Here is a 26,291-nt window from a genome sequence, read left to right as displayed (position 1 = left end):
TTGACTTTTAATGGTACATAAGTAATAATATGCAAAATATACAAAAAAGTAAAGGGTTAAAACGAGGAATGTTTGAGTAGAGTAATATTTTGATTGATATTGATCTTATACAAGGTGTGACTTCATGTATTTAAATGAGTTTATGAAGTTCCACCTCGAGCCCATTATTGGTCAATAGAAGCTCAAGGGGTAATCAGAGGTACGGTGACATTAACTTAAAGTGCATATTGGGGAGTTAGATTTAAAAATAGAGCATCTGAAAATTCAAAATTGACAGTTGCAAGAGTATATACATGGGTTGTTAAAGACAAATATTGGTTAGAGACTACTTATTGAAAAAAAGAAGGTGATTACATGATTGTATATATTTTGGATAATTTAAAACCCTAACTTGATCTTGCTAACACGATAATATTTCTACTTATTTATTTGAATATTAGAAAAAATAATAAAGATAAATTATGAATATAAACTGAATAACAATCTATAAAATGATGAAGCTTTTCCTTCCAAGCACTTAACCCCATGTAATTTTTCGCCTATCGTAATTTTTAGTCAAAAAACAGCACCCTCCATTGTTGGATGGTGTCCAACAATGGAGGGTGCTGTTCAAACTCATCTATTCTTTTCCACTGACCTTTAATCGATATTTTTTAAGTTTCCTTACGATTGTTGCCTGACTGGATTCCAGGGCTTCTGCTATTTCATATGTAGTTTGGTAAGTTTGAGCCGCTTTCGTCAATATTTCCTTTTCGGCTCTTTCCACCGCTTCTTTTAAAGTTAAGGTAGCATTGTGGTTCGGTTGATTCCGATTTTCCGGCTGATATTCTTCCGGAAGGTCGTTAATCGATAATATTCGATTATCCGTCAGCACGACGAGCCTTTCCACTATATTAATCAATTCACGGACATTTCCTGGCCAATCATGTTGATAAAAATATTCTTTCAACCGCGAATCTATTTCTTTTGAGAATTTATATTGTTCGTTTGCTTTTGTTAAAAACAAGTCAGTCAATGCCAAGATATCCTCTCTTCTTTCCCTTAGAGGAGGGATCGTGATCGGAATGACATTCAACCTATAAAAGAGGTCTTCTCGAAAATCACCCGATTTGACCATTTCCGTAAGATTTCGGTTCGTGGCTGCTATTATGCGAACATCGATTTTCTTTGGTTTTGTACCCCCGATTCTTTGAATCTCCCTTTCCTGAAGGGCCCGGAGCAGCTTCACCTGAAGTTGCAGGGGAAGCTCACCTACTTCATCCAGGAATAGGATACCACTCTCTGCCAGTTCAAACATCCCTGGTTTTCCTTTTTGATTGGCTCCGGTAAATGCCCCTCCTTCATATCCAAAGAGCTCGGATTCCAATAAATCAGCGGGAATTGCCCCGCAATTTATTTTGATGAAGTCTCCTTTTTTAGATCGGATGCTCCGATTATAGATATTTCGGGCAAGGACATCCTTTCCAACACCCGTTTCCCCCAGTATGAGTACTGTCGCATCAATATCCGATATCCTTTCTGCTATCTCATAAATCATTTTCATTTTATCACTGACGAATACGACTCCATCTTTGCTCGTTATCTTCCGCAGTTTCTCAATTTCCTGCTTATATTGATTATTCAGTTCATTAGCTTTCGTCAACTCATGCATCAGTTCATTTAAATCAGATAAATCCCTTATATTCGTAACGACTTGCTCTATTTCCCCTTCTGCATTAAAAACGGGACTCCCTGTTATCAATGTTTCCTTTCCCGCAAAATTATCCTGTACGACTGATACCGTTCGTCTCAGCTTCACTACCTTATGAGTCACCGACGCATTCAGTATGCCTCGTTTAATCAATTGGTCCACAGATTTTCCGATATAATACTCTTTTGGTATGCCTGTGATCCGTTCAATTGCCGAATTGGTATAAAGTGTGATTCCATCTTGATCGGTGATGTATATTCCATCATAGGAATTTTCGATTATTGCATCCAGTGCGCGATTCAATTTATCCGTTTCATGAGCATCAATCAGTAAATCGTCCAAAAATTCTGTTTCCCTGCCTATATAAAGAATATTGTCAGCATCCATTTGTTTCATTAATAAAAATAAATACCGTTTATCATGCAGCCTTGCAGCTGCAAGCCTTTTATTATCGAGAAATTGCCACTCATCGAATTGTTCGGTTAATGTATTATTACCATCCTGGCTTAACAATTGATTAAAATAGTTTCCCCAATCCTTAATCCGATTTGCAGAATCCACGACTAGTGCAGGAAAGGTCCACTCTTTGAGCAAATTAAGCTGAGAATCCTGTTTCACTTGATTCATTACTATTCACCGCCGCAAAAAGAATTCTTTTTAAGTACAATTCTGGATAATTTTCGAAACTCCTTTAAAATTGTCGAATTTCGCTCCTAAAAAAAGTAGTGATGAAATAATTTTCATCACTACTTTACCTCAGTAAGTCTTAAAAATAACCTCTCCACTGATCGTTTCCTTACCTGACTGGTTAGTGGCCGCTACGTTGAAAAAATATCTATTCCCATTTTTTTCTTTTAGATCCGCTTGAAGAGTTATGACATCATTCAGGAAAACCATGCCTTTGAAACGAATCTTGTATTCTTCGATAAATCCAATTTCATAAAGATTACTGAATAGCTTTGCGAGGTTTCCCATCGTCCACATCCCATGTGCGATGATACCTGGAAGACCAGCATTTTTTGCTTCCTCATCAATGGTATGAATGGGATTGAAATCACCTGATGCGCCGGCATATTTAATGAGGTCCAGTCGCGTTACAGGTGCAAGCTCGATAGAATGTAACGAGTCACCAATATGAAGTTCGGTTAATGTCGTCACTTACTCATCACCATCCTTCTGATCGTTTCATTTAAAATGACAAGCTGTTCAGCAGTGAAGACAATTTCCCCATTTGCATCCGTCCCATAATTTTTAAAGGCTAGAAATCCCATTTCCCCTTGTTTCCCTTTTTTCTCATAATAGTCTTTCACTTCCGTATAACAGGTGATTTCTTCCCCTACCTTCAGCGGCCTGTTATAGCGATATACCTGCTCACCGTGAATCAAGCCTTTATTCGGGAGATTTAAGCTTTCAATCGTCCCAAAATCAAAGACCCTTGGGAAAGTTGGTGGAGCGATATTCGTACCGTACCTTGATTGCCTGCCTGTTTCTTCATCAATGAAAATCGGGTGGGGATCACCAATCGATAATGCGAATTTTTTAACGGCTCCCCGTTCAACTATATTTTTAACGGGTTTGGATCGTTTTCCAATACTATCGTTGAACATAACATCCCGCCTTTTCCCTTAATTTTTTGGACCGCCCGCAACATATAAAACCTGCCCGCTAATGAATGAGGATGCCTCATCGGCAAAAAATGCAACAGCATGAGCAATATCACTTGGCAAACCGCTTCTGGCAACCGGAATACTATTTGCCCTATCCTGGATGAATTGTTCAAAACTCACTCCCACCCGCCTAGCTGTTTCTTTCGTCATTTCGGTTTCTATAAAGCCTGGTGCGACCGAATTAGCCGTTATCCCATATTTTCCAAGTTCAATCGCCAGTGTTTTTGTTAACCCCTGAAGCCCAGCTTTTGCGGCTGAATAATTAGCCTGCCCGCGGTTCCCAAGGGCCGAAGTGGATGATATATTGATGATTCTTCCGTACTTATTTGCAACCATATGCTTCTGGGCGGCACGTACTGCATTGAAAGTACCTTTTAAATGCACATCCATTACCGTCTGCCAATCTGAATCGGTCATTTTAAAAAGTAAATTATCCCGGATGACCCCAGCATTATTCACGAGAATATCAAGCGATCCGAATGTGTCGGCTATTTCTTTTATCGATGCTTCCACCTCTTCTGGATTGACCACGTTGGTCACTTTGGTAAAAATGGTATAACCCTTGTCCCTTAATTCATTTCCTGTTGCTGTCAAAACCTCTTCGTTGATATCAATAATCGCCACGTTTGCGCCTTCACTGGCAAACAGTTCGACGATCGCCCGGCCAATCCCCCTGCTTCCACCTGTAACTAAAGCTGTTTTCCCTGAAAATCTCCCTGACATAATCGTTTCCTCCTAATCTATTATAAGAATTGTCCTAATTTAACATGACCCTTAATCAAATTTCGGGAAATGATCATACGCTGTATTTCATCCGTACCATCATAAATCCTCCAAAGCCTTGCCTCGCGGTACCAACGTTCGATGGGAAGCTCCTTCGTATAGCCCATGCCACCATGTATCTGCAATACTCGATCCACGACACGATTCCCCATATTGGCTCCATAGAGTTTAGCCATTGAAGCTAAATGGCGGTTGTCTTCTCCATTATCAAGTGTAAAAGCCGCATTCAATACAAGCCATCTTGCCGCTTCAATCTCTACAGCCGAATCAGCTATCTGCCATTGAATGGCCTGGCGCTCAGCGATCGGTTTACCGAATGTGACTCGTTCTTTAGCGTATTCTATTGCCATTTGCAGCAATCTTTCTGCAGAACCGACAGCGCGTGCGCCTACGATCCATCTTGCAAACCCTATCCATTCCAAGCCTAGTTTATAACCGCCATGCACTTCCCCTAAGATGTTTTCTTCGGGTACCCTGACATTATCAAAAACTAAACCGGCCGGTCCCCATTCTCCCATCGTATTGATATACTCTGATCTCCAGCCCATATCACGGTCTACAATGAAACAGGTTACCCCTTCCGTTCCGGTCGCTTGATGACGTTCTTTGTCTGTTACGGCAATGACCATGACGAAATCGGCATCATTTCCTCCGGTAATGAACGTTTTTTCACCGTTCAGCACCCATTCGTTCCCTTCTTTTACTGCCGTCATTTTAATATTTCTCGTATCGGACCCAGCTCCCGGTTCCGTCATGGCAAAACAGGACTTTTTATCACCATTAATCGTAGGGATCAGATATTTCTGTTTCTGTTCTTCATTTGCATAATAAAGGATGTTATCAGCCGAACCTCCAAAACTGAATGGTACAAACGTTTTTGATACTTCCATCAAGACAATTGCCATCATGAGCTGACCTAGGTCTGCCCCGCCAAATTCCTCCGGGGTATTAATGCCCCAAAACCCGGCTTTTTTTGCTTTTTCCTGTAAATCTTTCAATGTCCCCTCTGGTAAACTAGGTTTTCCTGCCATTTCATTGCGAAGTACTTCATTTTCCAATGGAATCAATTCATTTTCCACGAACTTGCGTATTGTTTTTTGCACCATTTTTTGTTCATCTGATAGTCGTAAATCCATTTTAACCCCTCCGCTTTCCAATTAGACTAGTTTTGATATTTCTTTAATTGCCCGGTAATGATATTCTTTTGGATTTCGGACGTACCTTCATATATTCTGGTGATTCGGGCATCCCGATAGAAACGTTCAACTGGATAATCCTTCATATATCCCATCCCGCCATGAATCTGAACGGCCTTATCAGCGATACGATTATATACTTCCGAACCATACAACTTGAGCATGGCCGCTTCTTTAATGATTTTTTCTTTCTGATCGACCATCCATGCGACCCTGTATGTGAATGAGCGAAGTGCTTCTATTTCCATTGCCATCTCTGCAATCATATGGGATACGGCTTGATGATCAATGATCGGGACATTGAATTGTTCACGTTCTGTGGCATATTTGGTAGAAAGATCGAGCAGGTATTGACAGGACCCTAAATTACGGGCAGCAAGGCCTGCCCGACCATTTGCAAGGATTTTCAAGGCATTTACATACCCTTGGCCGACGTCCCCCAGTACATTTTCAGCAGGAACCTCGCAATCTTCAAAAAATAATTCGGCCGAATGTGAGCCTCGAAGACCCATCTTCCTTTCCAGGCTACCAACTCTAAAACCCGGAAAATCCTTTTCTACTATAAATGAGGTGATCCCTTTCGCTCCTTTATCTTTGTCTGTAACGGCCATAACTGTAAAAATATCTGCTACATCTGCATTCGTTATATAATGCTTAGTACCATTTAAAATATATTTATCGCCATTTTTGACCGCCGTCATTTTGAGATTCGTAGCATGGGACCCCGCAGCAGGCTCAGTTAAAGCAAAAGCGCCAATTCTATTACCGCTTGCCATATCTGGTAGATATTTTTCCTTTTGCATTTCAGTGCCCATTTCAACTATCCCTACCGTCCCTATACCGGTGTGGGCCCCAATCAGAGTGGTATATCCATTATGTGTTTTGCCGATTTCCTCATATAAAGCACATTTTCCCACCATCCCGATTCCGAGTCCGCCATACCTTTCCGGGATACTAAGTCCGAATAGCCCGATTTCCTTCGATAAACTTATGATGGATTCCGGGATATGATCTTCATCCTCTATCTGCATGGAAAATGGATCGATTTGTTCTTCGATAAACTGGCGTATATTTTCTTTAAGTAGCAGGATGTCTTCATCTAAGCGAAAGTCCATTTGCATTCCCCTTTATCTGCGAATTGGTTGTTAACGCTTTCATATCTAGTTCGAATGAGCGATATGTTTTTCTTGAAGCTTGCGTTTTAAAATTTTACCGACCGCCGTCTTCGGAAGTTCACTTTCAAATGTGATTGCTTTTGGGACCTTGAAGGCAGCGAGCTGCTTTCGGCAATAATCCTTCAATTCGTTTTCAGTTATTCTTTCACTTGGTTTTAGAACTACCGCTGCATGTACCGTTTCACCGCGATATTGATCGGGAACGCCAAAGACGGCAGCTTCCAGAACCTTAGGGTGGCTGTATAGTATATCTTCAATTTCAATTGGATAAATATTGAATCCGCCTGCGATGATCATCTCTTTCTTCCGTCCCACAATGTAAAAGAAGCCATCTTCATCCATCTTGGCCATATCACCGGTATGCAGCCATCCGTTTTGAATCGTCTGCCGCGTCTCTTCAGGCATGCCCCAATAACCTTTCATTACCTGTGGACCCTTAATGACCAATTCACCTGGTGTATCAACCAAGAGGGCTGGCTCTCCTGTAATGCTGTCAATTATGGCTGCATCCGTATTTTGTATCGGAATCCCGATACTTCCGGGTTTTTGCAGGCCGCTGACTGGATTCCGGTGCGTGACTGGTGACGCCTCGGACAGTCCATAGCCCTCAGCAATCTTTGTTCCACTAAGTTCGTTAAACCTTGACAATACATTCAATGGCAATGGTGACGAACCCGAAACGCAAGATTTCAAAGTATGCAAATCAAATGGATGGGACTGGTAATATTGTAATAAAGCAATATACATCGTCGGTACCCCTGGAAAAATAGTCGGTTTAAGATTAGTGATAATATCGACGATCTCCGTTACCTGAAATCGGGATACAAGAATTAATTCCCCGCCATTATAAAACGTCAGGTTCATCCCTGAAGTCATGCCGTAAACATGAAATAATGGGGAAACGCCCAGTACCCTTTCCTTCCCCTTTTGAGTATTGGTTCTTGAAGTGGCTGCACTTTGCAGCGTATTGGCTACGATATTACGATGGGTTAGCATCGCGCCTTTAGAACGCCCTGTCGTTCCTCCAGTATATTGGAGGACGGCGACATCTCTAGCAGGTTCAATCTCCACAGTGAAATCCGCCTCTGTTACAGATAGCAGTTTTTTTGTCATTTCACATTTTCCCTTTTCCAGAGACACAATCAATACCTTTTCAACATCGGTTTCAGCTATGACGGCTTCAACTATGGGCAATAAATCGTCGAGTACAATGATGTGCCTTGCACCTGAATCCTTCAGTACATGCATTAATTCGTTCGCCTTATACATTGGGTTGATTTGGACAACAATGGCTCCATTCAAAAGAGTTCCAAAAAAACCAATTGGATATTGGGGACAATTAGGAAGCATGAGAGCCACACGATCTCCCTTTCCAACCCCTTCATCAGCAAGCAATCGGGCACATCTTTTCACTAACTTCCCCAACTCTGAATATGTATACCTTTCCTCCATGAACGTTACTGCTGTATTATCCGAATACTGTTCGACTGATTGAAAAAATAGTTCTGTCAATGAAATTTCAGGAATATCAATCTCGATTGGATTTCCGGACGGGATATGCTTTATCCAAGGTCTATCCATTGGTCCTCCCCTTTCTTCATTCAAAAATAAAGAAGTCATACTAACAATATGCAAGGAGTGTGCCAAAAATAAATCGTTTTGATACGTTGATTCAGTTAATGCTAAAATTCAAAATTGAATTATTTGCTGCGTTCTTAATAATATTAGGTTCATAATACTAGGATTTAAATTTGACTCAATAAGTCATTTTTGAATTAAGACAATGCTTTCGTAAAAAGACTCAGCTGTAGTGCTGGCCTGTGGATATAACTGCATTTTCAGGAAAATAAAACGGGATGCTGATCAAGGCCAGCATCCCGTTCAAAAAAATGATTCACTGCTCTATGGCGGTGTCATCTTCCAATGATATTTTCCATAATTCTTTCGCTTTTCCACTAACCGTTTCATCAAAAACAAATGATCCATTCGTATATCGATCATGATTTTTTAATGAAGCGGCATGAATCGTTTCAATGGTTCCCTTTTCGGATAGAATGAATAGACTGTCGGTTTTGTTAATGATATCGAAACCAATGACCCTATGAGGATTCGATTTCAATTCCCTCAAGACCACGACACCGCGTTTTGCCCGGCTCGTTTTTTCAAACTCGGTTAATTTCATTTTCTTTATGGCCCCGCGCTGTGTAACGATAAAGATTGATTCTTTACTATCCTTGGCCAAAACTTTTCCGCCAATGACATAGTCATCTTCTTTCAAGTTAATCCCTTTGACTCCGGCTGCCCGGACACCGACAACACTTACTTCTTCTTCATCAAACCATAAACCATAGCCATTATGAGTGACTAGGAAAAGGTCAGCCTGCCCATCGGTATGATGGACATCGACCAGTTCATCGTCACCTTTTAAATTGACACCAACCAGCGGTTTTGAATGACGCTGGGCTTTATAGGAAGCTAATTCTGTCTTTTTCACCATACCATTTTTCGTGATGAACACTAAGAATTCCGGCATGGTAAAATCTTTGATTGGAATCGCTTTTATGATTTGTTCTTCCCTGTCAATTGGAATGATGTTCGCGATATGCTGTCCGGTTTCCTTCCAGCGAATATCAGGAAGCTGATGAACTGGACAATAGAGGTAGTTCCCTTTGGATGTGAACAGCAACAGGACATCTGTTGTATTCATCTCAAGCCTCTGGAGCAGGCGATCGGAATCCTTCATGCCAAAATCAAGACCTCCTGACGCTGCATAAGATCGTAACGATGTCCGTTTGACATAGCCTTCTTTCGTAACGGTAACCATCACGTCTTCACTCGCAATCAAGACTTCAAGATTTATTTTGATTTCTTCAATCTCTTTTTCGATTTTGGAACGCCGTCCGTCATCAAAGCCCTTTTTAATGAATCGAAGTTCTTTTTTAATTACTTGAAGAAGAACTTTTTCACTGCCAAGAATCTTTGTCAATTCCTCAATTTTGTCCTTCAATTCCGCTGCCTCTGCTTCAAGTGCTGTAATATCCGTATTTGTCAGCCTATATAACTGCAAGGAGACAATGGCTTCAGCTTGCGCTTCTGTAAAAGCAAATTTAGCTATAAGGTTATCTTTAGCGTTCCGTTTGTCTTTAGATGCCCGGATGACAGCGATGACTTCATCTAATATGGATAAAGCTTTCACTAATCCATCGACGATATGTGCCCTGTCATGTGCCTTTTGCAGCTCATAACGTGAACGGTTCACGATTACCTCTTTACGGTGTTCGATATAAGCATCGAGCATTTTAGGCAGGCTCATCAATGTTGGCCGTTTTTTATAAATCGCAACCATATTGAAATTGTATGCAATTTGGAGATCGGAATTTTTGTATAAATAATGCAGGACTCCATTTGCATCTGCTTCTTTTTTCAGTTCGATGACAATGCGCAGTCCTGTACGGTCGGTCTCATCCCTTACTTCGGCGATACCTTCCACTTTCCGGTCTAGACGGAATTCATCCATTTTCTTAACAAGGTTTGCTTTATTGACTTCATATGGGATTTCAGTGATGACGATTTGCTGTTTGCCGCCCCGAATCGTTTCCACTTCCGCCAACCCGCGAATGATTATTTTCCCTTTACCTGTTTCATAGGCCTTACGAATGCCCTCAATTCCTTGAATGATACCGCCAGTAGGAAAATCCGGCCCTTTAATGACAGTCATTAAATCAGCGACTGTCGCTTCCGGCTTATCGATTCGCATAATGGCAGCATCAATGACTTCACCTAGTTGATGTGGGGGGATTTCAGTGGCATAGCCGGCTGAAATTCCTGTAGAGCCGTTTACAAGCAGGTTAGGGAACATTGCAGGCAATACAATGGGCTCTTCTGAAGTATCATCAAAGTTCGGTACAAAATCGACCGTCCTTTTTTCAATATCCCGCAGCATCTCGGAGGCAATCGATGAAAGCCTTGCTTCCGTATACCGCATCGCAGCAGGCGGATCACCATCAATGCTACCATTGTTTCCGTGCATTTGGACCATGACCTTCCGCAGCTTCCAGTCTTGGCTCATCCGAACCATTGCCTCATAAACGGATGAATCTCCGTGAGGGTGATAGTTACCGATTACATTACCGACCGTTTTTGCGGATTTCCTGAATCCTTTTTCCTGAGTGTTTCCTTCGACATGCATCGCATACAATATCCTGCGCTGCACCGGTTTTAAGCCGTCCCTTGCATCAGGAAGTGCCCGATCTTGGATAATATATTTACTATAACGGCCGAAGCGGTCACCAATTACCTCTTCAAGCGGCAAATCCCGAAACGTTTCTTCAAATACCATCGTTAATGACCTCCTCTTCAATCGACATATTTTCATTATCTAAAATATTCGATTCCTCTTCGAGACCAAAAGCGACATTGGCTTCAATCCACTTACGACGCGGTTCAACCTTATCTCCCATCAAAGTTGTCACACGTCTTTCTGCACGTGCTCCATCATCGATCTTCACACGTATCAATGTCCTTGTTTCCGGGTTCATGGTGGTATCCCATAATTGATCGGCATTCATCTCACCCAGCCCTTTATAGCGCTGAATCATATAGCCTTTCCCTACCTTGTCTATCGCTCCCTGGAGCTCCTCATCGCTCCAAGCATATTCAATGACTTCTTTCTTCCCTGTCCCTTTGCTCACTTTATATAAAGGGGGCAAGGCAATGTAAACCTTTCCTGACTCTATTAACGGCTTCATATATCGGTAAAAGAAAGTCAGCAGCAGCACTTGGATATGGGCCCCATCCGTATCGGCATCAGTCATGATGATCACTTTATCATAGTTAGTGTCCGGCGTATTGAACTCCGCCCCGACACCTCCGCCGATGGCATGGATGATCGTATTTATTTCCTCGTTTTTAAAAATATCCGCCAGTTTTGCCTTTTCCGTATTGATAACTTTACCCCGCAAAGGTAGAACTGCTTGGAAACGGCGATCCCGCCCTTGTTTAGCGGATCCCCCAGCAGAGTCACCTTCTACAAGATACAATTCATTTCGTTCGGGATTTTTCGATTGGGCTGGTGTTAATTTCCCGGAAAGGATGGCATCGGATTTTTTCCGTTTCTTCCCGCTTCTTGCGTCTTCACGGGCTTTACGTGCCGCTTCCCTTGCCTGGAACGCTTTAATCGCTTTTTTAACCAATAGGGTACTCGTGGTCGGATCTTCTTCAAAAAAGTAGGCTAGGTGCTCTGATACGATGGAATCGACTGCAGAACGGGCTTCGCTGGTTCCAAGCTTGCTTTTGGTTTGTCCTTCGAATTGAAGAAGTTCTTCAGGGATGCGCACTGAAATGATTGAAGACAAGCCTTCACGTATATCGGTACCTTCGAGGTTTTTATCTTTTTCCTTTAATAGCCCCATTTTTCTGGCATAATCATTAAATGCCCTTGTCATGGCCGTTTTTGCACCAATCTCATGGGTGCCTCCGTCTTTTGTACGAACGTTATTCACGAAGCTTAGAATATTTTCTGAATAACCATCGTTGAATTGAAAGGCAAGTTCGACTTCAATCCCATTTTGTTCCCCTTCTAAGCTGACTACACTATGGAGTGTTTCTTTCTCTTCATTTAAATAATCGACAAAAGCTTCAATGCCATTTTCATAGTGGAAAATTTCATTATGGTCGTTACGCTCATCCGTCAATTCTATCTTCATGCCTTTTAAAAGAAAAGCTGATTCGCGAAGACGCTCACACAGAATCTCATAATTAAAAGTCGTCACCGAAAATATTTTAGGATCGGGCTTGAAGTGGATTTTGGTCCCAGCTTGATTTGTTTTGCCGATTTTCTCCAGTGTGGTTTCTGGCTTTCCGCCATTGAAAAAACGTTGTTCGTAAATGAACCCGTCCCTCTTGATTGTCACGACAAGCCATTCAGACAACGCGTTAACGACCGAAGCACCGACTCCATGAAGGCCTCCACTCGTTTTATATCCGCCTTGTCCAAATTTACCTCCAGCATGAAGAATCGTTAATATGACCTCAGGCGTCGGTTTACCTAATTTATGCATGCCAATAGGCATTCCACGCCCTTTATCGGACACACTTACACTGTTATCTTTATGTATTTTCACACTAATTTGGTCTCCATATCCAGCTAAAGCCTCATCTACGGAGTTATCTACAATCTCGTACACTAAATGATGAAGTCCGCGTGCATCAGTACTGCCGATATACATACCGGGACGTTTTCTGACCGCTTCGAGTCCTTCCAGTACCTGAATTGCATCATCATTGTACTCGATTGTTTTTACTTTCTTTGCCACAGAAATTCCCCTTTCCTTACTAAACACAATTTCCGGGCCAAATCATACTGCAATGAAATGACTCACTAGCTTAACAAATCCATTAATACGTTATTATCATTATAACAAGTATAATACTTTCACGAACAAAGAACAAGTGTTCTATTTTTTTGTCCTTTTTATTAGCGTTAGCACATTTGTATGGAACAAAACGTATCATAGCTACCATTCTAATTGTAGCGGTAAATTTTCATTTGGCAAATATACTTTTATTATTTTAATCAAATTAAGCTTTAATGGCTTAATTTTGCCCGACCGCTCAATGCCCGCTATGGCTGCCTTTTAGTTTTTCTCCAGAAATAAAGCGATACCTTAAAAAAAGAGCGGAAGTTCCGCTCTTCATTTTACTTAGTAAGGGCGTGTTCGACTTTTATACATCGATTCATGATGACAGTATGTCCTTTTTCTTTCAAAAAATTATAGGCTTCTTCATTTTCCACTCCTAGCTGCGCCCAAAAGATATCTGCATCGATTTCTGCAAATTCCTTGGCTATCTCCGGAAGGAACTCTGAACGGCGGAAAACATTGACGATATCGATGTGCCCTTCAATATCTTTCAGTGCCTTAACTGCCTTTACACCCAGCACTTCGGATACAGCAGGGTTTACAGGAATGATTTCATATCCGCTATCCTGCATGGCCTTCGATACCATATAAGAAGTGCGCTCAGGGTTATCAGATAAACCAACGACAGCGATGCGCTTCGATTTTTTCAACATCTTTCCCATTTCTTCTCTGCTTGGATTTTCTATCATTCTTTTCAATCCCCTTTATAATAAAATGTAATATTTGATTAAAGAGTATTCCTAACAAAGGTATTTTACAGAGAAAAGCTGTTTATTACCATTATTAAGAAAAATCATTATACAAGAAAGAATAAGTTTCGAAAAGGCATGACTCATTTAACTTTCTTATGTTCATACAGACTACCACGTATTGTAACAATTTATACAAGGAGGCATCGTTCATTTTATATTTACGAAAATAAGGAAGTCTAAACCTTTTACCGTTCATGAACTTAACGTATATCAAAAGATGTAGGTCCATCAAGGAAAATTCATTTTTTTAGTGGATTTTTTTTGGACAGCCGTACCATTTTGTCACGAAAATGTTACAATAAGAGAAGCTTAACAGGTATTTCAGGCTGTTTTTAGCTATTTCTACACGTTTATTTTTGAAAAAGGGAACAATCTTCCTTAAACGTGATAAAAAAAGAAGATTTTTCTTAAAGAAAGGGTAATAGAATGCTTACATTTATCACTATACTGGCTGCCTACCTGATCGGTTCGATTCCGTCCGGTTTAATAATCGGTAAAACATTTTACAAAATCGACATCCGGGAGCATGGCAGTAAAAATCTAGGCGGGACAAATACCTTCAGGACACTTGGTTTCAAGGCAGGACTAACCGTTACTACCATGGATATTCTTAAGGGTACCCTAGCAACTCTTCTGCCGGTTCTGCTTGGCCTGGGAATGAATCCATTGCTAGCCGGAGTATTTGCGGTCATCGGTCATATGTTTCCCATTTTCGCAAACTTTCGGGGCGGTAAAGCTGTTGCAACTTCTGCTGGAGTCATTCTTGCATATGAACCATTGTTTTTCGTTTTTGCCGTTTTCATATTCTTCATATCCTTATATATATCCAAATATGTCTCGCTTTCTTCCATGATTGCTTGTCTACTTGCTCTCATCTACAGTTTAGTGTTTCATACTGGTGATTTGCCGCTCATTATTGTAATCGGTATAATAACGATCTTCATTTTTTACCGGCATCGTGCAAACATCAAGCGGATTATCGATAAAACTGAACCTAAAGTAAAATGGTTATAAGAACATGTGCATTACCATGTGAAGATAGGCCCGTACATGGGCCTATTTTACTTTCTACAATTCATTTGCCGTGTTATTCAGGATACCGGCATGCCTCGAAACCTTTTCAGTAGCGTTACCGATTTCCTGGATGATTGACACTAATCCCTGAATTGTCATTTCCATTTCTGCAGAATCCGTTATATTCCCTTTGATGACTCCGATTATTTCATTGAAGGAATTTTCCGTTAATCCAGATTCCTTCTCACCTGCTTGAACCACTTCTTTGACCCTTAGGACAGAATCAACAACATCTTTCATATATACATTTGATGATTGCACGATTGCATCTATTTCAGCTATCGACTTTTTAGTCTGTTCAGCAAGTTTCCTGACCTCTTTCGAAACAACCGCAAATCCATTACCATGTTCACCTGCCCGTGCTGCCTCGATGGCTGAGTTCAAAGATAGTAAATTTGTCTGGTCGGCCATTCCCTGTACAAGCTTAACAAACTCGGTGATGCTTAAGAAAGATCGGTTTAATAAAACGATCTTTTCATCAACATTTTTCATGAAATTAACAAGGTTTTGTATCTTTTCCGTTAAGATCTGCATACGCTTCTGCCCCTCTTCAGCCATTGTTTTTGAACGAAGTGATTGTTCAGCGCGCGTTGCGATCTGCATTTTGACAAATTGCCCGTTTTCAATCAATTGCTTAACGGAAGCATCCGTTTCTTCACTTAAATACAAGACTTCTTCACTAACCAACGAGATTTTCCTTTTTACTTCATCTTTTATTTCTTTATATTGATTTTCCCTAGCCTTTAAATGTTCCACTTCATATGCCTCAAGGACTAATTGCTGTTCGAGATTGAGTATCTTTCCTATCGCTGATATTAATGCCCGCTGCTCATCTTCATTTTTGGTTTGTTCAAAGACAATTCTTTGCAAGTGATTCTGTACATTTTGAAAACCGGATGAATACCACCGGGGCTGTAAGCCAATACGATAATGAGTCTTCGCCACCTTTGTCCGCAATTTAACAAAATCATCGTCAATCACACCATTGAATAAAGATAACATATGAGTAATTAACGTTTTTCTCAATCTTCCCACTGTGCTGTGCGCCGTTATAATCCCTTTCAATTCAGGAACCTGCAGAATCGATTGATAAAAGGCATCCACAACTCCCTCGACCTGGGGTTCGATTGCCTCTCTAAAAGCATGGATCAGCTTTAAATCGTATTCCGTTAAATCGATGATATTAACCTGAAGTTTCACCTGTTCACTGCTTACATCCAATATGCCATCTGTTTCATTTGCTTTTTGAAACCAGTTTGCTTTTATTGGCTTCACTTTATGAAAATCCCCATATCCCACTCCCCCTGATTTTGTAAATCACGACAAAGCTAATCCATTATATCCAAACAAAGAAACGTGAATCTTTATACCCATTTAATTGAAAGGAAGTCAGACCATCCTTGAAAAAATGAACTATTTAGACTATTTATATTTCATTGTGGACTCTGCACGATTCTTTTGTCAAGGTAAAAGGACCTAAACCATTTCTACATTACTTCAAATCGAAAGAATGGTTTGGAATTCGTTTATTGGAGAAAGAATCAAGTAAGGATTGAATAATTGTTGAACAGAGGCTACACTGGAACTAGTTATTACATATCGATAGGAGAAAGTGCCATGAAGCCACTGCAAATATCACCGGAAACTGCATTAAAGTTATCCAAGTCACTTAACTTGCCTTTAGAGCAAATCATGCATATGCCCACACCAGTCTTGCTGAAAAAGCTTGCCGAGGCTGAAGCAAAAGAAAAAGGCAATACAAAATAGCTGCAGGAATCTGCAGCTATTATTGTGTGTGCTCATATGTGTACGAAACGATCTTACGGGCAATACCATTCCGTATACCCTTTTACCGGCCCCGTCTTTATGAGGAAATTAATTAGATGGCATTTCGTTTTATCCTCACAATATATAATTTCAGAGTCTTGTATAACTCATAAATATATCAATAGTCCGAATATTCCCCTGCCACTTTGTTAGATGGCTCAGGAATCAAAAAGGCGGTTTTCAATTGTAAGTCAATTCTTTTGCCATATCAGGCAGAGGCTTCTTTTTGACTGATATTAAATGTTCATTTTCATAGGTGCATGCAAATTCTTGTGGTGGTTCATCCTGTAATATATCTTTCAGGTAATACTTTATGTTGGACACTACATCACTTGCCTCCATAACCCATTGAAATGGCTTCCAGGCAAGTTCCCCTTCATCACAGGCAGATAGCCCTCCCCCTGCATCTTCAGCTCTGTAAACATACATTCCACCTGTTTCATTCCATGTCACGATCCCTCGAAAGCTCATCCCCTTTACTTTCAAACCAGTTTCTTCAAGAATTTCGCGTTCCATCGATTCATCGATGGTTTCACCTTTTTCTATTTTCCCGCCTATGCCATTCCATTTATGCCGATTGGGATCCTTTTGGCGAAATAGCATCAACACTTCGACTTCGTTGGATCTTTTTCGAGTTATGAAACAAATATTGTATATAATATTCATGGTTGTTTCCTTTCTTAAACGCACATTATTAGCATCTACCGCATAATTACTTTATACTTAAATAACCAACCTCTAGGAAGGAGAATGAGTATGAAACTGACCATTTCCGATCAAGCAGCTAAGTGGTATATTGATGAGCTAGGGCTTCAAGAAGGCTCTCATTTGCGTTTTTATGTAAGATATGGCGGGCATAGTACCGTCCAAAGCGGCTTTTCATTAGGTATCATGCAAGAAGAACCGGAAAATGCAGCGGCCGCAACGACTATGAACGAGATTAATTTTTATGTAGAAGAAAAAGATTTATGGTACTTTGATGGCCACGATTTACTTATTACTTTTAATGAAAAACTGACTGAACCAGAATTTCAATATGAAAAGAGTGCTTGACAATAAAGCAGCGGTGTAAACTGCTGTTTTTTCTTGTTCAATCGAGCAGGCGCTCTTCAATATCTTCCGCCCTAAGAATTTCCGCTTGTTTATCCCCTAAAAGATCAAAATGAGAATAGCCATCCTTCCTGTGATGAATCCACTCTTTTTTTAGCCCGTATTGCTTACCCCACTCCGATAAGCGCCTTAAATCCTTGCATCCGACTTTTGTTACCGTCTTGCAACCGGGAAATCGGTCATCCAGCCAATAATGAGTTAAAAAAGCTATTTGGCCTTGATCGATTTTCTGCTTCCAGGCTACCACGTCTACCCGTTTAATCCCAAAAGCCATTTTTGATCACCTCAATAATTGTAATTAAACCAATTCATCCTGCTTTTTATTTTTCTCATAGGCCTCATGCCATTCAGGATACATGCGTTTAATGGATATCGGGCGGAAGCTCTCCTTTTTAACGCAAACGTGGGAAGAATGACCTGTAGCCGCCACTTCATTTTTCCCATTAACGATCTCATACCCATAAACGACGCGTAAACCATCATATTTTTCAATCCAGGTTTTAATTTTTACCTTATCACCATATCTAACAGGGATTTTATAAGAAGCCTGAATATCCATAACAGGTGAGAGGATGCCATCCGCTTCCATATCAGCATAATAAAACCCTAAATCATTTATCAATTTTGTCCTGCCTAGTTCCATCCATATTAAATAATTCGCATGGTAAACGACACCCATTTGATCTGTCTCTGCATACCGCACTTCAATTTCGTTTTGAGCTATGAACATTTTGTTTCCCCACTTTCATTTCTCTTGCAATAAACATTTTACCATAACAATTGTGCAAATTTCATTTAAGCTGTCTTTATAGACTTGCGTTGAAACTAAAATGAAAGGGGAGAAAGATTTCTCATCTCTTTCTCCCCTTTTTGTTTAAATATTATCGTTACTATAACCGCTTTCCCGTGCTTCTTGCTCATCTTGCATTTCTTCCTTCATTCCATCAATGCTCTTTCTTCTTCGTTCATTTTTAGCCTGAATTGCCTGTTTTTCTTCCCCTGAAGAGAATGATAACGTTTCATTTGCAGCGGTTATGTTCTCTTCCGTATTTTCTATTGCATCTTGAATTTTTTCAACATTATCCAAACGATTATCCGGATTGTGCTTATTTGTGCCCATTATTTTCACCTCATGTTTTATTATTTACATAATATTATTACGATTACTTTATTAGCTTGTCCCTTGATTACTCGCCCTTAGTTTGAATGACCTGAGCATGTTTGCCGGATTTGTCCTGCATTTTCTTACCATTGTTCCCACCCGCTGCTATTGGCTGTGTTCCTTGATGGCTCGGTCTAAAGTGTTTGGAATCTTTTTTTGGATTACCCATTCTATCGCCTCCTTCTCTTATCATGGATATAAAAGAGGAAATTCATGAATGCCATTTTTTGAAATAGTTATGAAAAAAGAGCCAGCACCTTGAAGGAACCTTCATGGCACTGACTCTTTTTAAGCAAAGACTATTCAGCCTTTTGCATATGTTTTTTTTCAAGACGTTCTTCAAGTCTTTCCATTTGTTTAACGTCCATCAATAATTCCCTTTTATTTTCTTTAATTAATTCTTCAAATGTCCTTTTTCTTTTTTTCATGCTTTTCACCTACTTATTTTTAATATACAATTCAGCATTGCCAAATTAACGTAAAATTATGACTATATGGTTTCCATCCCTTTAATTGTCATAATTATCAGATTTTTATCCTGATAAAAATTCCATTTCTCCGCTCTCTATACTTTAACCCTTTTTTCATAAACTTTAACCATAATTTTTTAATTTTTTTGATTTTTCCATTAAAATTTGACAACTTTGTTAACATACAATAAAAACGGAACCTCATAAGGTTCCGTCTTGTAATAAAAAACGTTCCTTTTTTTCAGAAATCGTCTGTCGCCTAGTAACATGCCGGGTTTTCGGCAGAAGTGTGTCGCAAACCACTTCAAACTTCATGAGATTACCCTACTGCATACTATTTATATTTCGTTCCATATCTTTTAATGTCATGGCTGAAATTACCTTATTCCTGATAATGCCTTTTTTGTCGATGAAATAAGTTGTCGGTATGCTAAGAATTTTGTAGCGCTCATTCACTGGATTTTTTGCACTTTGACTGTCCAGCGGTATGGTAAATGTAATTCCATTATCCTTCACAAATGCTTGTACATCATTTTCAGGGTCAATATTGACTGCAAGTACGACGACATCATCACCCGCTTGTTGTGTGTATTTCTCCATATCCGGCATTTCCTTCTTGCAAGGCGGGCACCACGTTGCCCAAAAATTCAGCATTACCTTTTTACCCTCATAATCCGATAATTCAACTTGTTTACCATCCAAAGTTTTCAAAGAGAAATTCGGTGCTTTAGCTCCAATTTTCAATCCGCCCAAAGCATCTTTTTCGTCATTTCCCTTCGATTCATTATCCATCGCCTGCACGATCGCTACAGTAATAAGTGATAGTAAGGCCACCGAAGCAATAATTTTTTTAAGCATACTCGTCCTCCTAGTCCCATTACAATAAAAATATTAGTCCATTTCCAGAATTAGAACAACTTCCCTATTCCATCTTAACAATAAAAGGGTATGCGGAAAAGTGCAATTCCTATAAATCATATCATGATATCTCATTGTTTCATAAACTTGACACAAAAAAAGCGGTAAACCTATTATAGGTTTACCGCTTCCCAAAAGCTGAAATCAGCCTTTTAATTTATTACGTAATACCATTTGAAGGATACCACCGTGACGGTAGTAATCGATTTCGATTTCGGAATCGAAACGAACAAGCACATCAAATTCTTTTACGTTTCCAGCTTCATCAGTAGCTGTAACTTTTACGATATCACGCGGTTTAACCGTTTCGTCGATTTTAACTGCGATCGCTTCTTTACCAGTCAATCCAAGCGTTTCAGCGTTTTCGCCTTCTTTGAATTGAAGTGGAAGAACACCCATTAATGCAAGGTTAGAACGGTGAATACGTTCAAAGCTTTCAGCGATGACTGTTTTGATGCCAAGAAGGTTAGTACCTTTCGCAGCCCAGTCACGAGAGCTTCCCATACCATAGTCTTTACCAGCGATTACTGCAAGACCTGTTCCATCAGCTTTGTATTTCATACAAGCATCATAGATAGCCATTACATCGCCTGTTGGCCAGTAAGTTGTGTATCCACCTTCTGTACCTGGAGCAACTTGGTTACGGATACGGATGTTTGCGAATGTTCCGCGCATCATCGCTTCATGGTTACCACGACGAGAACCGTAAGAGTTAAAGTCACGCGGTTTCACACCGTTTTCACGAAGATAGATACCAGCTGGTGTATCTTTACCGATTGCACCTGCAGGAGAAATGTGGTCAGTTGTAACTGAGTCACCGAATTTACCAACTACACGCAAGCCGGAAAGTGGGTTAACTGAACCCGGTTCTGGTGATAATCCTTCAAAGAATGGAGGATTTTGAATGTATGTTGATTTAGAATCGAAAGCATAAATCGCTTCGTTGCTTGTTTGGATTTCATTCCAACGTTTGTTATCGTTGAATACTGTTTCGTATTCTTTACGGAATAATTCCGGTGTAACTGTTGCTTTAACAGCAGCGTTAACTTCTTCTTGTGATGGCCAGATATCAGCAAGATATACATCGTTACCATCTTTATCTTTACCAAGTGAATCATTGTTAAGATCGAAGTCCACAGTACCAGCAAGTGCATATGCAACAACCAAAGTTGGAGAAGCAAGATAGTTCGCTTTAACTAGTGGATGAATACGGCCTTCAAAGTTACGGTTACCAGAAAGTACTGAAGTTACCAGAAGATCTGCCTCAGCAACAGCTGCTTCGATTTCGTCAGCCAATGGACCTGAGTTACCGATACATGTTGTACAGCCGTAACCAACTACGTTGAATCCTAATTGATCAAGGTATGGTTGAAGACCTGCATCACGAAGGTAACCAGTAACAACTTTAGAACCTGGTGCCAATGATGTTTTTACATAATCCGGAACAGTCAAGCCTTTTTCAACTGCTTTTTTAGCAATAAGACCTGCTCCAAGCATTACGTACGGGTTAGAAGTGTTCGTACAGCTTGTGATTGCAGCAATTGCAATCGCACCTGTTTTCATTACCGTTTCTTTGCCATCGGCAAATTTAACAGTTACTTCTTTATCCAATTCAGAATTGTCCATGCCAAAACCTTGGTTGCCCATAGGTGCATTGATTGCGTCATGGAAAGATTTTTTCATTTGAGAAAGTGGAATCAAATCTTGCGGGCGTTTAGGGCCTGAAAGGTTTGGTTCAATTGCTGAAAGGTCGATTTCCACAACATCATTGTATGCTGGATCTTCGTTTTCAGGAGAGTAGAACAAACCATTTTCTTTGCAGTATGATTCAACCACTTTAATTTGTTTTTCATCACGGCCAGTTAAGCGCATGTAATCGATCGCTTCTGCATCAACAGGGAAGAAACCAACTGTAGCACCGTATTCAGGAGCCATGTTAGCGATTGTTGCACGGTCAGCAAGTGGAAGGTATCCTACTCCTGGGCCGTAGAACTCAACGAATTTACCAACTACGCCGTGTGCACGAAGAACTTGTGTTACTTTCAATGCAAGGTCAGTAGCTGTTGTACCTTTAGGAAGTTGGCCAGTCAGTTTAACACCAACGACTTTTGGAACTGGGAAGTAAGAAGGCTGTCCAAGCATGCCTGCTTCTGCTTCGATACCGCCGACACCCCAACCAAGAACACCAATACCGTTGATCATTGTAGTATGTGAATCTGTACCGAAAACAGAATCAGGGAATACTTCGAAGTCACCGTTTGGAGTTTCAACAGCATGAACCACGTTCGCAAGGTACTCTAGGTTAACTTGGTGAACGATACCAGTTGCCGGTGGAACTGCACGATAGTTGTTGAAAGATTTTTGAGCCCAGCTTAGGAATTGGTAACGCTCTGCATTACGTTCGAATTCAAGATCCATATTGGCATCTAGGGAATCCATTGTACCCGCTTTATCAACTTGTACAGAGTGGTCAATTACAAGGTCAACCGGGATTTCCGGGTTGATTTTGTCAGGATCTCCACCAAGTGCTGCGAAAGCATTACGTAAAGAAGCTAAATCAACAACAACTGGAACACCAGTGAAATCTTGTAGGATTACACGTGAAGGCTTGAACGGAACATCTATATCTTGTTGCTCGCTTGTTCCCCATTTAGCAAGGTTCGCAACGTGTTCTTTTGTGATTACTCTTCCGTCTACTTGGCGAAGTACCGCTTCAAGTAATACTTTAATGGAATATGGAAGGCGTGATACTTGGCCATCCCCTGCTTTTTCAATAGCGTCTAGGCTGTAGTAGTTGTAGCGTTGCCCATCAATTTCAAAGGACTTACGCGCTTGGTATACGTCATTTTTCGTCATGAATATTACCCCCTATTAAACTGTCAGAACGTATTCTGCACATGAAAGTAAAACCTGGTTCACTGAAACCATGTTTACTATAAATATAAGTAAAAAAGTTAGTTTGTCGAATTTTCTCTCTCTTCTCCCACCCTAACTCTTCCTTCAACTTAATACTAATATAGAAATGAGTATAAGTAAATAACAAGAAAGTTATTGTTTTTGATAAGTTTCTCTTATAGAAAAAAATCCCCCACATATTAAAGTGCATTTAAGAAGCCTTGCTGATATGCATTTTCTTGAAAATACCCCTATTTTCGGCCTGATAAATTATTCCAGCAAAACATATTGATACTTCATACATAATCATTCGACATTATCGCATTCTATGGGTGGAGGTGTCGAAATGACAAAACAAAAAGCAAATCATGTTATACCAGGTATGAATGCAGCAAAAGCGCAAGGTAATGGGGCTGGATACAATGATGAACTGGGAAATGAACCGCCATTATCGGAAATGCAAAGGCAGAACAATAAAAAAAGAAAGAAAAACCAATGATTCCCCTCATTTCTAGGCTTTAAATAGGATAGGCTTTTTGAAATGGCAGATGTCCTGCATTTTTCAAAAAGCCTATTCCTTTCTAAAATCAGGAAACGCACAAGTAAAACGCGCAAAACTCACGACTAATGCGCATGGACTCATGACGAAAGAACCTGTCACTCAATAGTCCTCAGAATTGACCTCATTGACGATTGCCTGGATATCCTGTTCGAATTTTTTCAATTGTTCTTTCTGATGTTCGGAAGCGGTGACTAAAGCAGATTGTATTTGTTGATAGGCCTCGTTCACTTCCTGCTTCACATGTTTCAATTCCGTTCCGTAATTCGGTGCGCTTTTCTCAATGGATGAGTAAACATCAAATACTTGTTGATAACTTTGTTGGGCTTCCTGGAAAGTCCTTCGCTTATCTTGTTTATCCTGCATTTGGAATCAGCTCCTTAAATATAGTGTCCATCAATAGCATGTACGAGGTTTGCAAATATATGTATGTGAATAAAATTTCACGGACTGATTATCTTAAGAGATAGGAGGGATCGAACATGAACAAAAACGATGGTAAAGATATGCGAAAAAATGCTCCTAAAGGAAATAACCCAGGTCAACCAGCACCGTTAAGCGGTTCTCATAAGGTGAAAAACAGGCAGCACTCCCGTCAGAAGCATAATAGCAGTCATGATATGTAAGCTGCTTATATAATCGTTCCATAACAAAGCGGTGCCGCCCCAAAAAGGCAGACACCGCTTTCGTTTTATATTTCTGAAGCAAATAAGTCACATTGGGAAAATGTTCGATACCTTCCTATTATAAGGGCATCTTTTTTTGGCACTCTTTCACGGGTATAAACGTGAATTGCAAGTCGGTGCCATTTCAGCCAAAATAACGATGATATAACGTTTTTGCTTCTGCAATATCTTTTGTTCCATGAATCAACGCCCGCCCGTCTTTAAAAACGACCAACCGATGGGTTCCAATGGTAAATGAAAGTAAATACGGATTCCTGTCGATCTTACCACCTTGTGCGATAAGATTATTTTCGAGTTCCGCTAAGTCTCTTTCAACCTTCACTGCCGGCCGGATTTGGACAGAATCCCTTCCGCATAAAACGGCGGTCTTTGTTCGATTTGAATAAGAGAGGTGGGGATACGTTCGATTTGCCCCACATGACAAACAAGTATCCTTTTTTAATTTTGCTACATTTATGGATGAATGTTCATTTTTCCAAAGATCAAATGAAACGATTTTGTTTCTCAGCGATTCATGATCTTCGACAAGGATTTTTAAAGCTTCCGCCATTTGATGGGCAACGACCGTTTGAACGGCAGGGCTGATGATTCCCGCCGTATCACAAGTCAGTCCTCCAATCGGGACCGTTTCCAGCAAACAATTCAAACATGGTGTCGTCTCTGGGATTACCGTGTAACTTATCCCATAACTCCCTACACAGGCACCGTAAATCCAGGGAATTTTATATTTTTGTGCAGTATCGTTAATAAGCATCCTTGTATCGAAATTATCAGTGGCATCCAATATCAAATCCACGCCTTCAACAAGCTTCGCCAATTCATCAACCGAAACATCCGCCACAAGTGATTTTACGATTACATCTGAATTTAGCGCATTCAGGCGATTCTTTGCTGCCACTGCTTTCGGTATTCTTTTTTGTGCATCATCTTCACAATAAAGCTGTTGTCTTTGAAGGTTGCTCCACTCTACATAATCCCTGTCAACAATGGTGAGTTTCCCAATTCCGGCTCGTACAAGGCCTTCCGCAGTTCCCGTACCGAGAGCACCCGCTCCAATCACCAAAACGTGTTTTTCGCGAATTTTCATTTGCCCTTCTTCCCCAATAGGACCAAATAGTTCTTGACGTGAATAACGCTCATTCATCCAATGCTCAATCCTTCAACCGGGCTGCTTGCAATCGCGTAATCATTTTTTTCGATTCTTCCTGCTTCATACCCCAATCGCCCTGCCTCAATGGCAAGTTTCATTGCCCTCGCCATTTTGACTGGGTCTTTTGCTCCGGAAACAGCAGTGTTAAGTAATACACCATCCGCCCCTAATTCCATGGCGATTGCTGCATCAGAGGGTGTTCCGATCCCTGCATCAACAATTACCGGCACCTCTGATTGTTCCATGATGAACCGTAAGTTCAGTGGGTTTATAATGCCTTGACCAGAGCCAATTGGTGAAGCTCCGGGCATGATTGCATGGCACCCCACTTCTTCCAGGCGTTTAGCGAGCAAGACATCATCCGAAGTATAAGGTAATACGGTGAATCCCAGCTTCACTAATTCTTCAGCAGCTTTCAATGTTTCAATCGGGTCAGGCAGCAGTGTTTTTTGACAGCCAATGACTTCAACCTTAATCATGTCACATAAGCCAGATGCTTTTGCAAGCTGGGCTATGCGCACTGCTTCTTTGGCTGTTTTAGCTCCTGCCGTATTGGGAAGGAGTGTGTATTTCTTCAAATCAAGCTTTTCCAAAAAATTGGGCTGACTGGCTTCAAAAATGTTCATTCTCCGGACCGCGAATGTTAATATTTCCGTCTCCGAAACCTCCACTGATTGTTTTTGAATATCGAAATTTGGATATTTTCCAGTACCTAATAATAATCTTGAGGAAAATTCATAAGAACCAATCTTTAACAT

Annotated in this window: 27 protein-coding genes; 5 read left to right on the top strand and 22 right to left on the bottom strand. The window is 40.5% G+C overall.

The window, feature by feature from the left end; translation table 11 throughout:
- Nucleotides 1–619: 619 nt before the first annotated feature.
- The 10 genes from MKX49_RS09700 to MKX49_RS09655 form a co-directional block, all read right to left on the bottom strand.
- The gene (locus MKX49_RS09700) at nt 620–2,317 is read right to left on the bottom strand and encodes a sigma-54 interaction domain-containing protein (protein WP_323597998.1); all 1,698 of its coding nucleotides are present in this window, start codon (nt 2,315–2,317) and stop codon (nt 620–622) included.
- Nucleotides 2,318–2,446: 129 nt separating this feature from the next.
- On the bottom strand, nt 2,447–2,848 hold the full coding sequence (locus MKX49_RS09695; RefSeq protein ID WP_323597999.1) for a MaoC/PaaZ C-terminal domain-containing protein: 402 nt from the start codon (nt 2,846–2,848) through the stop codon (nt 2,447–2,449).
- Complete coding sequence (locus MKX49_RS09690; protein ID WP_252269861.1) at nt 2,845–3,297, bottom strand: MaoC family dehydratase N-terminal domain-containing protein; 453 nt, start codon at nt 3,295–3,297, stop codon at nt 2,845–2,847. The genes MKX49_RS09695 and MKX49_RS09690 overlap by 4 nt, the downstream gene beginning before the upstream one ends.
- An 18-nt stretch (nt 3,298–3,315) precedes the next feature.
- Nucleotides 3,316–4,080 (bottom strand): SDR family oxidoreductase, encoded by a 765-nt coding sequence (locus MKX49_RS09685; protein ID WP_048678590.1) that lies wholly within the window; start codon nt 4,078–4,080, stop codon nt 3,316–3,318.
- 20 nt (nt 4,081–4,100) lie between these two features.
- Nucleotides 4,101–5,276, bottom strand: coding sequence for an acyl-CoA dehydrogenase family protein (locus MKX49_RS09680; RefSeq protein ID WP_323598001.1), 1,176 nt, complete (start codon nt 5,274–5,276; stop codon nt 4,101–4,103).
- Between the two features lie 26 nt (nt 5,277–5,302).
- Nucleotides 5,303–6,451 (bottom strand): acyl-CoA dehydrogenase family protein, encoded by a 1,149-nt coding sequence (locus tag MKX49_RS09675; RefSeq protein WP_340876248.1) that lies wholly within the window; start codon nt 6,449–6,451, stop codon nt 5,303–5,305.
- 45 nt (nt 6,452–6,496) lie between these two features.
- Nucleotides 6,497–8,092, bottom strand: coding sequence for a long-chain-fatty-acid--CoA ligase (locus MKX49_RS09670; protein ID WP_340876247.1), 1,596 nt, complete (start codon nt 8,090–8,092; stop codon nt 6,497–6,499).
- A gap of 313 nt (nt 8,093–8,405) precedes the next feature.
- On the bottom strand, nt 8,406–10,850 hold the full coding sequence (parC, locus tag MKX49_RS09665) for a DNA topoisomerase IV subunit A (protein WP_048678599.1): 2,445 nt from the start codon (nt 10,848–10,850) through the stop codon (nt 8,406–8,408).
- Nucleotides 10,840–12,825 (bottom strand): DNA topoisomerase IV subunit B, encoded by a 1,986-nt coding sequence (gene parE / locus MKX49_RS09660; RefSeq protein ID WP_048678600.1) that lies wholly within the window; start codon nt 12,823–12,825, stop codon nt 10,840–10,842. The genes parC and parE overlap by 11 nt, the downstream gene beginning before the upstream one ends.
- A gap of 383 nt (nt 12,826–13,208) precedes the next feature.
- A complete protein-coding gene (locus MKX49_RS09655; RefSeq protein WP_289349827.1) occupies nt 13,209–13,619 on the bottom strand; it encodes a CoA-binding protein in 411 nt (136 codons plus the stop codon).
- A 489-nt stretch (nt 13,620–14,108) separates the two neighbouring features.
- Here MKX49_RS09655 and plsY point away from each other — a divergent pair, with 489 nt between their 5' ends.
- Nucleotides 14,109–14,696: a glycerol-3-phosphate 1-O-acyltransferase PlsY gene (gene plsY, locus MKX49_RS09650; protein WP_048678604.1), complete on the top strand. Its 588-nt coding sequence runs from the start codon at nt 14,109–14,111 to the stop codon at nt 14,694–14,696.
- Between the two features lie 54 nt (nt 14,697–14,750).
- Here plsY and MKX49_RS09645 read toward each other — a convergent pair whose 3' ends face one another.
- Nucleotides 14,751–16,031 (bottom strand): globin-coupled sensor protein, encoded by a 1,281-nt coding sequence (locus MKX49_RS09645; RefSeq protein ID WP_340876245.1) that lies wholly within the window; start codon nt 16,029–16,031, stop codon nt 14,751–14,753.
- A gap of 342 nt (nt 16,032–16,373) precedes the next feature.
- Here MKX49_RS09645 and MKX49_RS09640 point away from each other — a divergent pair, with 342 nt between their 5' ends.
- Nucleotides 16,374–16,523: a YycC family protein gene (locus MKX49_RS09640; RefSeq protein ID WP_082609358.1), complete on the top strand. Its 150-nt coding sequence runs from the start codon at nt 16,374–16,376 to the stop codon at nt 16,521–16,523.
- Between the two features lie 240 nt (nt 16,524–16,763).
- On the opposite strand, the gene MKX49_RS09635 is transcribed toward MKX49_RS09640, so the two are convergent.
- Complete coding sequence (locus MKX49_RS09635) at nt 16,764–17,249, bottom strand: NUDIX hydrolase (RefSeq protein WP_048678614.1); 486 nt, start codon at nt 17,247–17,249, stop codon at nt 16,764–16,766.
- A 90-nt stretch (nt 17,250–17,339) separates the two neighbouring features.
- Between MKX49_RS09635 and MKX49_RS09630 the strand changes: the two genes are divergently transcribed.
- On the top strand, nt 17,340–17,636 hold the full coding sequence (locus tag MKX49_RS09630) for a HesB/YadR/YfhF family protein (protein ID WP_034312410.1): 297 nt from the start codon (nt 17,340–17,342) through the stop codon (nt 17,634–17,636).
- Nucleotides 17,637–17,673: 37 nt separating this feature from the next.
- On the opposite strand, the gene MKX49_RS09625 is transcribed toward MKX49_RS09630, so the two are convergent.
- From MKX49_RS09625 to acnA, 7 genes are all read right to left on the bottom strand, one after another.
- A complete protein-coding gene (locus tag MKX49_RS09625) occupies nt 17,674–17,967 on the bottom strand; it encodes a hypothetical protein (protein ID WP_054396157.1) in 294 nt (97 codons plus the stop codon).
- Between the two features lie 24 nt (nt 17,968–17,991).
- Nucleotides 17,992–18,423: an acyl-CoA thioesterase gene (locus MKX49_RS09620; RefSeq protein ID WP_340876243.1), complete on the bottom strand. Its 432-nt coding sequence runs from the start codon at nt 18,421–18,423 to the stop codon at nt 17,992–17,994.
- A 144-nt stretch (nt 18,424–18,567) separates the two neighbouring features.
- Entirely contained in the window at nt 18,568–18,813 is a 246-nt protein-coding gene (tlp, locus tag MKX49_RS09615) for a small acid-soluble spore protein Tlp (RefSeq protein ID WP_048678618.1), read from the bottom strand.
- A 67-nt stretch (nt 18,814–18,880) separates the two neighbouring features.
- On the bottom strand, nt 18,881–19,024 hold the full coding sequence (locus tag MKX49_RS09610; protein ID WP_048678620.1) for an acid-soluble spore protein N: 144 nt from the start codon (nt 19,022–19,024) through the stop codon (nt 18,881–18,883).
- Nucleotides 19,025–19,154: 130 nt separating this feature from the next.
- Nucleotides 19,155–19,283: an FbpB family small basic protein gene (locus MKX49_RS09605; RefSeq protein WP_072272906.1), complete on the bottom strand. Its 129-nt coding sequence runs from the start codon at nt 19,281–19,283 to the stop codon at nt 19,155–19,157.
- Nucleotides 19,284–19,649: 366 nt separating this feature from the next.
- Complete coding sequence (locus MKX49_RS09600; protein WP_048678622.1) at nt 19,650–20,183, bottom strand: redoxin domain-containing protein; 534 nt, start codon at nt 20,181–20,183, stop codon at nt 19,650–19,652.
- A 204-nt stretch (nt 20,184–20,387) separates the two neighbouring features.
- A complete protein-coding gene (gene acnA, locus MKX49_RS09595) occupies nt 20,388–23,099 on the bottom strand; it encodes an aconitate hydratase AcnA (protein ID WP_048678624.1) in 2,712 nt (903 codons plus the stop codon).
- 385 nt (nt 23,100–23,484) lie between these two features.
- Between acnA and sspO the strand changes: the two genes are divergently transcribed.
- A complete protein-coding gene (gene sspO, locus MKX49_RS09590; RefSeq protein ID WP_034312428.1) occupies nt 23,485–23,637 on the top strand; it encodes a small acid-soluble spore protein O in 153 nt (50 codons plus the stop codon).
- 162 nt (nt 23,638–23,799) lie between these two features.
- Here sspO and MKX49_RS09585 read toward each other — a convergent pair whose 3' ends face one another.
- The gene (locus MKX49_RS09585) at nt 23,800–24,063 is read right to left on the bottom strand and encodes a hypothetical protein (protein ID WP_048678629.1); all 264 of its coding nucleotides are present in this window, start codon (nt 24,061–24,063) and stop codon (nt 23,800–23,802) included.
- A 116-nt stretch (nt 24,064–24,179) separates the two neighbouring features.
- Here MKX49_RS09585 and MKX49_RS09580 point away from each other — a divergent pair, with 116 nt between their 5' ends.
- The gene (locus MKX49_RS09580) at nt 24,180–24,323 is read left to right on the top strand and encodes a small acid-soluble spore protein P (RefSeq protein ID WP_063576391.1); all 144 of its coding nucleotides are present in this window, start codon (nt 24,180–24,182) and stop codon (nt 24,321–24,323) included.
- Between the two features lie 184 nt (nt 24,324–24,507).
- Here the strand turns inward: MKX49_RS09580 and MKX49_RS09575 are convergent, their stop codons facing one another.
- Together MKX49_RS09575 and MKX49_RS09570 are read right to left on the bottom strand one after the other, a co-directional pair.
- Nucleotides 24,508–25,527: a thiazole biosynthesis adenylyltransferase ThiF gene (locus tag MKX49_RS09575; protein ID WP_340876242.1), complete on the bottom strand. Its 1,020-nt coding sequence runs from the start codon at nt 25,525–25,527 to the stop codon at nt 24,508–24,510.
- Complete coding sequence (locus MKX49_RS09570) at nt 25,524–26,291, bottom strand: thiazole synthase (RefSeq protein ID WP_048678633.1); 768 nt, start codon at nt 26,289–26,291, stop codon at nt 25,524–25,526. Before MKX49_RS09570 ends, MKX49_RS09575 begins: the two co-directional genes overlap by 4 nt.

The organism is Peribacillus sp. FSL M8-0224, from assembly GCF_038003055.1.
In the GTDB taxonomy this organism is placed as follows: domain Bacteria; phylum Bacillota; class Bacilli; order Bacillales; family DSM-1321; genus Peribacillus; species Peribacillus frigoritolerans.
This window is presented reverse-complemented; position numbering and strand designations above follow the sequence as displayed.